The organism is Halobaculum saliterrae, from assembly GCF_009831625.1.
GTDB classification, from domain to species: domain Archaea; phylum Halobacteriota; class Halobacteria; order Halobacteriales; family Haloferacaceae; genus Halobaculum; species Halobaculum saliterrae.
Genome location: NZ_WUUS01000003.1, coordinates 88,972 through 101,706, shown reverse-complemented (window position 1 = coordinate 101,706; position 12,735 = coordinate 88,972). Strand labels below are relative to the sequence as shown.

The 12,735-nt window shown below is 49.8% G+C and carries 11 protein-coding genes and 1 pseudogene; 2 read left to right on the top strand and 10 right to left on the bottom strand.

The features are described 5' to 3' along the window. Positions 1-633: 633 nt before the first annotated feature. Positions 634-1,326 carry an FkbM family methyltransferase gene (locus GRX01_RS05365; protein WP_159664231.1) on the bottom strand — a complete coding sequence of 231 codons (693 nt, stop codon included), beginning with the start codon at positions 1,324-1,326 and terminating at the stop codon, positions 634-636. A 1,054-nt stretch (positions 1,327-2,380) separates the two neighbouring features. Next, complete coding sequence (locus GRX01_RS05360) at positions 2,381-3,316, bottom strand: glycosyltransferase family 2 protein (protein WP_159664229.1); 936 nt, start codon at positions 3,314-3,316, stop codon at positions 2,381-2,383. Between the two features lie 350 nt (positions 3,317-3,666). Here GRX01_RS05360 and GRX01_RS19600 point away from each other — a divergent pair. Then, positions 3,667-3,893, top strand: a pseudogene (locus GRX01_RS19600) (IS6 family transposase); the annotation flags it as partial. Between the two features lie 746 nt (positions 3,894-4,639). Here the strand turns inward: GRX01_RS19600 and GRX01_RS05355 are convergent. Further along, positions 4,640-5,773, bottom strand: coding sequence for a glycosyltransferase family 4 protein (locus tag GRX01_RS05355; protein WP_159664227.1), 1,134 nt, complete (start codon positions 5,771-5,773; stop codon positions 4,640-4,642). Between the two features lie 335 nt (positions 5,774-6,108). On the opposite strand from GRX01_RS05355, the gene GRX01_RS05350 reads away from it, so the two are divergent. Next, positions 6,109-6,630, top strand: a complete 522-nt coding sequence (locus GRX01_RS05350) for a nucleotidyltransferase domain-containing protein (RefSeq protein WP_159664225.1) — start codon at positions 6,109-6,111, stop codon at positions 6,628-6,630. Between the two features lie 10 nt (positions 6,631-6,640). Here GRX01_RS05350 and GRX01_RS05345 read toward each other — a convergent pair whose 3' ends face one another. From GRX01_RS05345 to GRX01_RS05315, 7 genes are all read right to left on the bottom strand, one after another. Beyond that, complete coding sequence (locus tag GRX01_RS05345; protein WP_159664223.1) at positions 6,641-7,282, bottom strand: hypothetical protein; 642 nt, start codon at positions 7,280-7,282, stop codon at positions 6,641-6,643. Beyond that, positions 7,279-8,445: a glycosyltransferase family 4 protein gene (locus tag GRX01_RS05340; RefSeq protein WP_159664221.1), complete on the bottom strand. Its 1,167-nt coding sequence runs from the start codon at positions 8,443-8,445 to the stop codon at positions 7,279-7,281. The genes GRX01_RS05345 and GRX01_RS05340 overlap by 4 nt, the downstream gene beginning before the upstream one ends. Continuing rightward, on the bottom strand, positions 8,442-9,551 hold the full coding sequence (locus GRX01_RS05335) for a glycosyltransferase family 4 protein (protein WP_159664219.1): 1,110 nt from the start codon (positions 9,549-9,551) through the stop codon (positions 8,442-8,444). Before GRX01_RS05335 ends, GRX01_RS05340 begins: the two co-directional genes overlap by 4 nt. Positions 9,552-9,554: 3 nt before the next feature. Then, a complete protein-coding gene (locus GRX01_RS05330; protein WP_159664216.1) occupies positions 9,555-10,028 on the bottom strand; it encodes a glycosyltransferase in 474 nt (157 codons plus the stop codon). Then, positions 10,025-10,456: a PssD/Cps14F family polysaccharide biosynthesis glycosyltransferase gene (gene pssD, locus GRX01_RS05325; protein ID WP_303645987.1), complete on the bottom strand. Its 432-nt coding sequence runs from the start codon at positions 10,454-10,456 to the stop codon at positions 10,025-10,027. The genes GRX01_RS05330 and pssD overlap by 4 nt, the downstream gene beginning before the upstream one ends. Positions 10,457-10,464: 8 nt before the next feature. Further along, entirely contained in the window at positions 10,465-11,433 is a 969-nt protein-coding gene (locus tag GRX01_RS05320) for a glycosyltransferase family 2 protein (RefSeq protein WP_201289518.1), read from the bottom strand. Positions 11,434-11,592: 159 nt separating this feature from the next. Further along, positions 11,593-12,543 (bottom strand): glycosyltransferase family 2 protein, encoded by a 951-nt coding sequence (locus tag GRX01_RS05315; protein WP_159664210.1) that lies wholly within the window; start codon positions 12,541-12,543, stop codon positions 11,593-11,595. Positions 12,544-12,735 lie beyond the last annotated feature (192 nt).

Here is a 12,735-nt window from a genome sequence, read left to right as displayed (position 1 = left end):
GCAACGTGGCATTGACTTGGTAGAGTCTATACTCCTCGGTCATGAATCTCATCCCACCCCACTCCTCACGCACGTCATAGTCTCCTGGATTTGATGTGGTGAACGTTATTGGGGTACTGAAACTCCCTGAGGTGAGCGTCTCGCTACTATCCTTTGTCGCACGTACTGCGCCATCAGCGATTTGGGATGCCATGGTTATGATGCCGTCGATTCTACCGACGATTCAAATTTGATACCCGCCATTTTATACAAGTCGTAGTCGCCGTGCATCGTTAGTATCGGCAACTCGGGGTCACAGTCTCGCACTCGGAGAGGGTGGACAGATCCCCTCCTGCTCTTCACAGCAGAACGAGGTTCTAAGACAAGCCTCCGTCTTGAGTAATCCGGCGCTGGAGCGACGATGACTGGTTGTTGTCTGTCGCCCCGTAGACGAAACCTACTGTTTTACTCGTCGAGGGCGATCCCTTACCGAGTAGATCGCTCGCTCCGGGTGCCAAGAGAGATATGAGACACCGAATATGTCAATTTACGTTCTATTTTTGCTCCAAAAATAGATACAAATCCACGAGAGATACTGGATGTGAGTATTACTGATCTAAATAGTTATTTCAAAGTTCACTTAGTTAAGCAGACTCACTGCTGTTGAGATCTTGGGTTCTTTGAGGTTGCACGGATGAAATACTGGTCTCCCCGGTGCCCCAAGTCTTCTAAGTTGAATCCTATTTCTTCTAGTAATGAATAGACTTCAGCTGGCGTTCCCCCATATTCTTCGATCTTGTGTGGGTGAATCTCAATATATACAAGCCGACAGTGGTCTCGGAGTGTCTCCTTCATTCCCCGAAGGACTAGAAGTTCAGCCCCTTCGACATCAATCTTGACCACACTCGGGGCTGGTATCTTGTGACTCTCAATGAACGTGTCTCCCTTCGCTGTTTCCACGTCTATTGTTTCTTCTGAATCTCCGGTTGTGATACTGTGTTTGCCTTCGCCAGCGTCTTCACCAGCCAGTGTTAGTTTGATTGTTCCGTTTGTATTTGAGAGAGCAATTTCGAAAATATCTGCCTTAAGACCGTTTTGGGCAAGATTTTCTCGTAATTGTGCTGCGTTTCTGGGTTCCGGCTCAAAACCGATTACGTTTCGTTCCTTCAGTCGGCATGCTGCGAAACACGTGTACGTTCCGACGTTAGCACCGATATCGTAGAAGATATCCTCAAATTCAAGTCGATTTAATAGATCCTTGAGGACGACATGTTCATCCGCTAGATTTCGAAACCGCATGAATTCACTAAATGTTTCGACTCTGAATGTAACTGTCTCGTCTGCCACAGTGTGAGTTTTCTCTCTATCTAAAAGGAATAGAATTAATTCTACATATATATTAAACAAATATTTATTGAGTCCCAGCCGTCGCACCATGTACTGAGCTCGGCTTGTATATAGCCGGTCACATGTCTGTTGGAGCAGACGACTACTAACTGATCCTAAATCCATATTTGAGTAATCTTGGGGTTTACAGATAAAATTTCTGTGCTAGAGCGGTCGACCCATGATTGGTAACTTTTCCTGCTGATCCGCTAATCGACATTTCTAGACAAATGCGTAGAACATATTATTAAATCAGAGAATAACTATGATGATTATAGTGTATTTATACTAAATAAATAGTCATTTGAGTAAAATGTAAGATAGAAAGTATATAATTATGTTATAATATATATTATACAAGAGAGAGAGCGGTGTCATTATACTAATTTAGGATCTATCTGTCCGGTAATTTAGGTATTCTTGTTCACCCTGAAGATAGTCTCTGAAACACTAGAGACAGCGACAGAATGTTGAGAGTAGAAGCGGACGACTACGTCTGTCAAGGCGTTCGGCGTCAAGACCCATTCTGCCAATCGCTCTCTTTGAGAGGCAATGGAAGTCCTTCGGCGTTAAACAGTCCGATCCAGCGGCCTTTTAGTGGATACTCGAGTCGTTAATTAGCTTGGCGGCTGCCAATGGCGAGGCGGTCAAGGGTCGCTGTTGACTATACGAATATCAAAATTAACGATAAGTAGTCGTAGTTATACAATACAACAAACCGCTTGTTTAGATTTGGAGTAAATCGGACAAATGGTCCTCACCCGTACATTCAACCATATAGATAGCTCGATCTGGCAGCTAAGTCCCTTGCTGGACTCTATAAGAAATAAAATATCTTTGGCATCCCATCTCCTATCGATCAGTTCGGAGACGGACTGCTCTCTCGATTAGAATTGAACGATGAGGTTGACATCAACGACCAAAACTGGATTAAAAGTAATTTCGTACTTAAATACAAAGCAAGAACTCGACAATCATACAAATAGATTATATGATCTGTACAGTACTATGATTATCAGCGATTGGGTTTGTCGCTCCACGATCGAACTTGCCTCGCAACATATATACTCGGGACGAATGATAATTTTCCAAATAATAAAACAAGAGGGAAGATATATTCAATTCTGCTTGGATGTGGGTCAATTTTTATACGTTTAATTGAGAGGTATATTGCTCGTACAGACCACATTTTATTTTTAGCAAGATATGACATTTCACGTCCAATTGCTCTAGATCTAGCTTGGAGGTACACAGATTCATCAAATTGCTCGTATAGATACTCATACTGTTCTATTATCATATATGTTCCTTTAACCGCACCAAAAGATTCTTCACGGCTATCCGACATTTGGTTTTTAGTTACTAATGATTCATCAACGTATTCAAAGTCAGTAACGTCAGCAAGTCCAATCTTGAGATATGTATCATCTGATCCGGGAGTGTTTGGGAGAGGATACATCTGATCAAGTACGGTTGCTCGCATTAACATAGTGGAAGTGACACAGGCGTCCAGGTCAAATTTCAGTGCTTCCTTCAGAACATTACCGCGATGACCGCGAACCGGAAGAGTTTTTTTATTATCTGATTCAAAGCCGCAGAATACAACACCTGTGTCTGAACATTGATCGAAGATATCGACCTGTTTCTGAATCTTTGTTGGAGCCAGATAATCGTCGTCGTCCAACAACTGTATGAATGTGCCAGAAGCAGCTTCAATACCTCTATTCCTTGCTTCTTGCGGACCTCGATTCTTATTAAACTTAATATATTTTATATTCTCCCAAGAACGCTCTTCAATAATACTGTTCGCATGGCCATTACCAGAATCATCAACTATGATAATTTCAATTGGATCATATGTTTGACCAAGTACGGAATCAACACACTGTATAAGCTGTTCGTTCCTAAAATAAGTGGGAATAATTACAGATACTAATTCTCCATTCGCCATGAATTTGCTACACGTTCAGTCCGCAAAATTGTTCTGATTCTTCTCCACCTGTTGAATCCACAAAAGGTGAAATGACCGATCCAGTTTTGACTGGAAAACAGCTGTTCTTGTGCTTTCTTGACTTTGAATTTGTGTGTTCTATTGAATTTAATGATAGCAAGATGATAAGGGGTATATAACCACAGTTCTCTCTCGAATCTGTCGTTCTGTCGCTCAACTTATCAGCAGTGTATATTTCTTAAAGCGATCTGACGAAGTCTTTGATAACAAATTTGTTCGTGAGCTTACCGCTGATTATTGACGATAGACGTGCGAGCGATTGCTCACACGGTATCGCGTAAGAAGGCTAACATAGGGTCAGCGACTCCCCAACGGCACAACCGTCTAGGCTCGCCGTTGACGAATCTACAATGCAAATCAACGGTGAGTGGTCTTGATTGTATACTGCAGTAGACTCCGAAATAAATTGATTTTCGACATCCATCTATCTTTACAATAGTGCACCGAATCAGCAGCTCCGTTCCTCGCTGGGCTCCGTGAGAAATACGGTCTCTCCGAGGCCATGTTTCTCATTGACTAGTTCAACTATCAAACTACAATCCCTCAATAAGGCTTGAACGATCTATGAGCCGTCACCAAAGAAATACTCTCACAGATAGTGTGTGAGCTAAATCACAACTAATCAGAACCGTCTGTTCGGAATCGGGGACCCTAATTCTGACGTATCGTATTTGGGTGTTGTTCAGATAATACTGTCAGTAATAGAGTGAGTGGTTGAATCCATCTTTGTTGATGACGCACTACTGAGCCAATCTACATCGCTGATCACAATTTTGAGACTGTGCTTCAGAGCGGTTCGTTGCCGTCACTTCTACCGGTCGGAATTTTCCGCTAAACACCGTGAAACGGCCTTTTCCAAGTGAGTATTACTTTCACGCTTATTTGAACACGCCCGTATTTGACCTGCTTCACTTCTGTTGCGAATATTGCCAGTTTTGTGGGAAATTCTACTGCTCTTCTTAAAATCTTGACTGGGGTGTGGAAAATCTGTCTGAGTCTGGCATGTTCACTCTGGATCATGAGTGCCAAGTTGAGGAGTCAGCCGTCATCCAAAATACGATTTTACTCAAGACAGACTCTTTCTTCTGTGAGAGCGATACGGCAGAGATATTACGTTAGAGTCCAAATTTAGCCCGATGAACACTCTCGTCAAGAAAAATTTGACATTAGATACGATATGTTGGTGATCTTAGTAAATAGAATTGTAGTAGAGCGACAGAATATTCAAAATTTCTAGCTCTTAACTGTAATCCTTTCCGGCTATCAACTACTACCCACTATCGCAGATTCGAACGTCTTAATATACGCTTCGGCGACTGCGTCGAAAGCAAAGTTCTCCACTGCGTAGTCCCGACACGCTTTTCGGATGTTCTCCGGATCCTCACACACCCGTCTCGCAACCGCTTCCATAGCCGTCGCTATCGTCTCCGCATCGTCGTCTGATACTATCTCGCCCAATTCATCAGCGGTGATGATGTCAGAGACGTCACCGACGTCCGTGCTCACAATCGGAGTCCCACAGCTCAGAGTCTCTTTCACCACCGTGGGCGATGCTTCGTAGAGCGAGGGCAGACAGAACACGTCGGCTGCGGCCATATACTCGGGAACCTGCTTAAATGGAACTTCACCCGTGAACCGAACGTTCGAGTTCGTTACGTACTCTTGGAGTTCGTCTCGCATCTCACCCCTGCCGAGCACGATCAACTCCGTCTCTCGGTCGTTCTGGCTGACGATGTCGAAGGCGTCGAACAGCGATTTCAGGTTCTTTTGTTTAGAGAGGCGGCCAGCAAACAGGTATGTTGTCGTCTCATCGGCGATCTTGGCGTCGGCGCCCTTTTCAGAGGAGAAGAAATCCAGGTCAACGCCGCTGGGAATCGGCTGGTTCTTCGCTTCGAACCAGTCTCCGTGCCGTTCCACCAGCCGTTTCTCCGGTTCAGGCCCTGCCGTTGTCGTTTTATCTACCCGCCGGATTATCTTTTTTTCCAGTTTTTTGTAGGGTGTCGAGACGACTTGGGATACTGTTGGATAATTTGCGTCGAGCCAATCTAGGGGTACACCGTGGAATGTGCATACTGTTGGCACATCTGCGTCTTTCAATAAGAACGGTAGCATCACAAGAGGATGATGAGTGTGAATAACGTCTAAATCCTCGATATCGTTGGAATTCACTTTCCACAATAGATTGAATATAAACCGCCACCAGTTATCGGAATCCTGCTGGATCGGATGGTGGTCCAGATTACTTATTTTATCTCTGGTAGCAGTCAATTCAACATCAAACAAGCGTACTTCGTGGCCTTTGTCAGTCAAGTTCTGGACGAGGTTATTACAATAAGTAATGCCCCCACCTGTCCGAAGTTCGTTCGGATCGTAGTTATATACTACCCCGATCTTCATGATATAGTCATTTCGCTATTAGCTCTGTTAAGAATTGCGTTGTAGAGTATTTAAGCCGACAAAATATCGGCAGTAGTTATTATTAAATATACCCCTAACTAATTGTTTTTTGCACGTGAAAAGTGACTGCCGTTGGAGTATCCCACTCGATTCAGACATGCTATGGTCAACTTCTAGAATAAACATACAGATATCGGAGTCTGATGTTTCCGATTCAATGACCAATGTTTAATTCCAAATTTGCTCGGTTAGTCGAGAAACTCTCGGACGACGGACACTGGACTGCAATTGTTCTACTGATCGCTTCCCATTGGCTGTTTCAGGGGATATTTAATATGTCCAAGACAGAGCGGCGATTCAAACTCTGTCTCGATGGTATGCTCACTGCTGCCATCTACAGGGGCCTCAACGGTACAACCGGCCGATTACAGTCGTTCGTAGCCGGTATCCTCATTGCACACACACTCAATTTCCTATTCAATGGCCATCTGTTCGTTGTGTTGAAGCATTTCGACCTCGTCCACACGGACATCGAAGCGTTCGAGGAATACTGCGACGCTTTAGGTCGACTGGGTGAACAGCACGACAGCATCGAAGCCGTCGTCGCCCTCGGCAGTCTCTCACGAGATGAGCTTCACAGCACGTCGGACCTCGATATACGTGTTATCCGAAAAACTGGTATCACCAACGGAATCGCTGCATGCTCGCTTGTCACGCTGGCACGAAGTAAAGCCCTGTTCAAGGGCTTCCCGCTCGACATTTTCGTCCTCGACGATCAGAGCGAGCTCTCCAGAATACGTGACGACGAGCGGGAGAATCTTACAGTCCTCTACGACGCTTCGGGGCGCCTTGCGTGACCAGCCACCCTCAGATAGTGGCTGCTATTTCACGGTGAATCGCTTCCGGTGACCGACTAGCATCAATAACCAGTAGCTGTAGTCGCTCGGCAATAATTTTGTAATAGCGAATCTTTTCTGGGATGCTTTCATCGGCTTCGACATCGTCGCGACGACCCCGAAGTGTTTCTTCGTCAGCCAAGAGAACGAACGCCTCAGTATCGTCGGGTATCAATCGCAAAAAGAGACGACCTGTGTACGTCTGGGGGAACGACGGCTGGTTCGTCGAAAGCATGATGTTGACCATCGTATCGAAAATGAATCGGTCACAGACGATCGTCGTCTCGGACTGTTTTCGCGGCCACGCGACTTCGGTGACATAAGCGATCAATGTGTCCACCAGCAACAGGAGCGGGTACAGCCAACTGATGACTTTCGACCGCTCGAAGTAGTGGTAGCCCACCTTTCGCCCACTTTCGAGTGTCCGTATCTCACTGAGTCCAATAACCCGTGCAAAAGCGAGCAGGGGGAGCGACAGGAAGTGATTGAATCCAAGCCACTGATACTTGCAGTCGTGGCCCCGCGATTTGAGTTCCTTAAGCAACATCTCGGCCTGCGTCGATTTCCCGGCACCGTCCGGCCCCACGATACAGATTAGCCGACTCTCACTCATTGGAGTTCCTCCAGAATCTCAACGAACTGGTCACGTGATTCGTCCCACGTCGGATAGTCACTTATTCGTTCCCGATTCCGCCGGCCGACCTCGTCTACGTCCCTCAGTCGCGATTCGAGCGTCGCGGCGAGCGAGGCGACGTCGTTGGGTTGGACGAGCTGTGACGGGTCGCCGACGAGTTCTGGGAGCCCGTCTGTGTGCGTCGTCACAATCGGGCGTCCGACAGCCATTGTCTCGAGAATGCTGATCGGAACCCCGGAGATCACTATCTTGTAAGGCAGTGCCACCACGTCACTGGCCCGGAGATGTGCCTTCACACCCTCCGGCGTGAGGTTCTTCGGCAGTAGGAGAAACGAGTCCTGCACACCGAGGTCCGATGCGAGGTCCGTCAGGTACCGCTCTTCCTCGCTCAGCCCGCCGCCGTCTTGGCGAGCGAGGACGACCAGCGTTGCGTCCGTCGACATTGCGATCCTCGCGAAGGCCTTCACGAGCGTATCTGTCCCTCGCAGAGTCAGCGGCGATGTGAAATAGAGGATTATCGGGTCGCCGTCCGGCACTAAGTCAGCTCGCACGTCCGCCACGGCGCTCTCAGGTGGCAGCTCTCGGTCGAACGGGTCAAGGCCGGGCTTAACGACATCAATGGGTGTGGTCGTCCCAGTCTCAGCCAGCGCGTCACCTGTACTCCCGGTCAGAGTCACGAGGCGATCGTACTGATCCAGGTGCCGCCTGGCGACGATGTCGGGCGTGAGTGCTCCAACGAGATGGCCCAATAGGTAGGGTGCATGGCGGTAGAGCTCGTTGACGCCGACGCCGGCAACGTCCCGGAGTCCATACAGCGGACTGGTCATCACACCGATGGTCGGCGCGTCGATGGCCGCCGCCAGCGTGCACGGTCGGAACAGGCTTGAGGGACCGAGCACTGTCGCTACCACGTCGGGGTCTTCCTTACGTACTGCCTCAATGGCCACATCTGATGGACCCTTCAGGGTCCCGAGCGAGTCGACAGCCTCCACCGATACCCCGTCCACCTCGGCATCGGTATCGGTGAGGATTACAGCTTCTACGTCGCTACTGAGTCCGCGCGTGAGTTCTGCTACGTATCGCCAGGGTTGTTTGCGAAGCTTGCTTGACTCAAAATCGAAGCAGACGAATACCAGTTTCATACGTTCATACTCGCTTCGTATAGGTCCAGATAGCGATCCGTCACGGCGTTCCAGGTATACTCACGCTCGACTGTCTCCCGACCGCGTACCGCGAGGTTCCGTCGGTATTCAGGGTGTCGGAGGAGTTCGAGTATTGCTTTACTCATCTCCTCGGGTGCCCGTGCAGGCACGAGAACGCCGTTCTTTCCGTCTTTGATTACGTCAAGTGCTCCGCTGACGGCCGTTGAGACGACGGCGGTCTTCGCCGCCATCGCTTCCAGTAGGACTGTTGGTAGCCCCTCGTAATGTGATGGGACCACGAACAACGTCGCCTGCTGGTACAGGCGAACCAGATCTGCCCGCGGGAGGTGACCCAGAAACGAGATGTCTTCGGCCAGACTTGTCCCACTGACCCGTTCTTCGAGCTGCTTTCGAAGCGGGCCCTTTCCAACGATTTTTAGCGGAACCCGCTGTTCCTCGGGTAGTCTCTCCCACGCGTCGATCAGGTCCGCGATTCCCTTCCGGTAACTCAGCCGTCCGACAAACAGCCCGAACTGCTCGTCGGTCTCTTCCGCTCCGTCGAACTCCGAGATATTCACCCCATTTCCGACCACGTGTACGTCTGTGAGCCCAAAATGGTCCGCGAGCTCGTCTTTTACCGAGTGGGCGACTGTCGCTAGTTCGGTTGCGGATTCAGCCTGTGCGGCGATCATTCGTTTGCTAGTGACATACGTGACGATGCGATGGGCGAGTGCCCCCAGAGTGAGTGAGTCTGTCTCGTTCGCGTCTTCGACGACCGAGGTATGAATCGTCGAAACCAGCGGCGTGTCGATATCTACCACGGGTGTCAGAGGTGTATGTGTGTGGACAATATCGGGATCGAGTGCTCTTAGTCGACGGTTGACGAAGGCGCCGTGCAGATCCACGTGGAACGGATAGGCTGGAACGTACGTGACACGTTCGACCTTAATCCCGTCGTAGGTCTTTGTCTCTCCTCGAAGGCCACCTCGCGTGACGATCGTCACCTGGTGATCACGCTGTTTGAGTTCCTTCGAGAGATTGTAGGTGTAGTACCCGATTCCTTCCTCGGGTGGTATTGATGTCGATGTGACCATTGCGATGTGCATTGTTCAGTCCACCATTTGGTCGATATTCGCCGATAGATACGTCGCTAGCTCTCCAGCCGATTCACTCGTTGTCGGTGTGTGTGCCAGCGCCTTATCGATCGCACCTTTAAGATCGTCGACGTTCGCTACGACGAAGACGTCGTCTCTGTCTCTAAGAGCCTCTGTCAGCTCAAGCTGGTGGTTGTCGAGGTGTTCGTCGTACTGCTTGCGCCGTGGCATCAGAACGAGCGGCTTTCTGTAAGAGAGGGCCGTCAGAATCGTCCCTGCGCCAGCATGCCCGACGACGACCGACGCATTTTGGTAATATTCGTTGATTTTTGACTCAGAAACAAAGTCGAACCACTGGATATGTTCCGGTCGGTACGTTGAGTGGCCGACCTGTGCAACGATCTCGTCGTAATCGTCAGCCAGTTCATCTAACCCCGCTAGCAACCGATTGAATGACTGGTCGTGCGTCCCAACAGTACCGAATATCATAACACGCTCCCCTGAAACTCCGCCTTCTCACCGTACTCGTCGAGCAGCTCCGGCCACTGGACGAAAAGGTGATCGACGAGCGGATAGACGAGTCGGCCTGTTGCCGACCGGTTGGTGACGCGACACCAGCTCTCGACGAAGATCGTCGTCGCTCCGAGAAATTCGCCGGCGAGGAACGCAGGAATCGCAATCTCGGAGCCGGTACTCACCACGACATCCGGTTGCTGCGTCCAGAACCATCGGATTATCTTACCCAACGCCGTCGCCATGGACAGCGGACTGGTCCCGATGTTCTCTAGTGTATACGCGTCGATATCAAGATGCTTCGTGCGCTCACTTTCGTATGTCACATAGAAGAGGTCGTGCCTGTCAAACGCCTCTGCCAGCATTCGAAGTTCCGTGAGATGGCCGCCGTGCGACGATACCATAGCTATTTTCATAAGTTGAGGAGTCGATAGTTGAGCCGATACGCTGCGTTCGCAAGTTTCTTTCCGAACTGGTCAAATCTATTATACGTTAGTTGATCTTCTGGAATCTCGATCGCAAGGCGGGTGAGTACTTTCTGCGGATTTTTTTGCACCTTGTTCACGTCCATCGTGAGGCCGTCGCGTATCGCTCGTAGCTTGTTTCGTATCCCGTCGGTACCGCTGAGGAGTGCGAATCCGCAGGTCAAAAGTTCTGTCAAAAGCAATGACGGGAGCAACGCCACTGCAATCTGCGCATCAAGATGTTTCCGTAGTGTGTAGTATCGTCCTCGTTCAACGTGATAGATCTTCTCAGACGGCATTGCAACGTCTTGATATTCATGGAATACAACCGCATCCGGAACATAGCGAATATCAATCTCGTTTAGGGCCGCTCGCCACGAGAGCTCCACGTCTTCCATGTACAGAAAGAATGCTTCGTCAAATCCGTCCAGTTCTCTATACAGTGCAGTTCGGAGGGCGAAGCACGCACCAGAAAGACCGGAAATAGACTCCGGTTCAGTAAACTTCGTTGGCGATTGATTGAATCCCCTTGTGAAGCCAAGCCCTGTAAAGTGATCCACGTTGCCGCAGGTGTTGATTCGTTCTCCCCCGTAGGTGAGTATCTTCGGCGTTGTGATCCGACGGTCCGCTTTCCTCAGTGGCTCCAAAAGTGCTCTGAAACAGCCCGGCTTAACTTTCGTATCTGGGTTAAGGATGATTGTATATTCCGTGTCTATCTCGCTTACACCGGTGTTGTTACCAACTCCATATCCAAGGTTTTCAGCCGGTGTTAGTAACTTTACGTCCGGAAACTCCCGAGCAACGATATCTCTCGTCCCGTCGGTCGAACCGGTATCAACGACGATTATTTCCGCCGGTTCCTCGGCTAGCGAGGTCCGTAAGCACTGCTCAATGAAATCAGCGTGATTGTAGCTCACCACAACGATCGTGGCTTGAGACGTCAGTGTACCACTTGTCTTCATTGACTGCAGATCCCACCGGCTGCAACATTCGACCCATACCGATTCACACACTGAAACTCCCGCTGCTTGTGTCGTACAATGTCTGTACCGATAGGACTGGATAATTCTTTCATCTTATTCATCTGTTGTATGCAGTACGTTTGCAATTTGATTTAGAAGGAGCCCACAAAACCCACATAGCACGCCGAGGATTACCGCAAATCCCGCAACAAGCACTTTCGCCGGGTAGAAGTTCCCAGTGCTCTGATAGACCAAGATCCCGTCCAACCCATAGACTGCGCCGAACAGCGTAAGCACGAGTCCGGGAATCCCGAAGAACATCAGTGGGTGGCGATCGCGGACGAGCTGTAGAATGAACGTGAGCACCGACAATCCATGACGGAGTGGGTTATGCGTCTGCCCGTCGATCCCCTCATACCGAACCTCGATCGGGACCTCCTCGATCGTGAGCCCCTTCTGGGTCGCGTCGTTGATCATCTCGCTTTCCACGCCCATTCCGTCCGTCCGTATCCGGAGGTCCTGTACCGCTGCGGGCGACAGAGCACGGAATCCGCTCTGTGAGTCAGTCACCTTCGTTCGAGCGGAGCCGGTCGTCAGAACGTCGAGGACGCGCTGTCCGAACCGACGATAGATGGGCGTCTCGGTCCGTTCACCGGCGACGTACCGACTCCCGATCGCGATATCACAGTCTCCCTCCAGAATCGGCTCTGTCACGTCGGGGATGTCGTCAGGGACGTGTTGACCGTCACCGTCCAACAGCACAAGCGAATCGAAGTCCCGGGTTTGGGCGGTCTCGAGGAGCGTCTGGACTGCACGCCCCTTCCCACTGTTTTGGGAGTGTTCGACAACGGTTGCGCCCGCCTCCGTGGCGATCTCGACCGTCTTGTCGACACTGCCGTCGTCGACGACGATCACCTCGTCGGCAAACTCTTGCGCAGCGAGCACGACACTCCCGATCCCCACTTCCTCATTGTAGGCAGGAATACCGATGAGGACTGAGTCGGATTGAGCGTGAGCCTCCGTTTCGGGTCCGTTTTTCCGTTGTAGTGTGTTTTGCGTTGCCATGAGTCCTGTCGGCTCTACGTCGAGATATCCAGCAAAGAAGGCTGGATTATACGACTGGTAACTACCCCCTCAGTACCGCCCATCACTGTCTGATATAGAGGTATTTCTAATTACATAAAACGCTTACTCTTACAACGGTACCTCTCGCTATCACGGTTCCGACGTTCATGATTCACTAACGTTGTGTCTAAG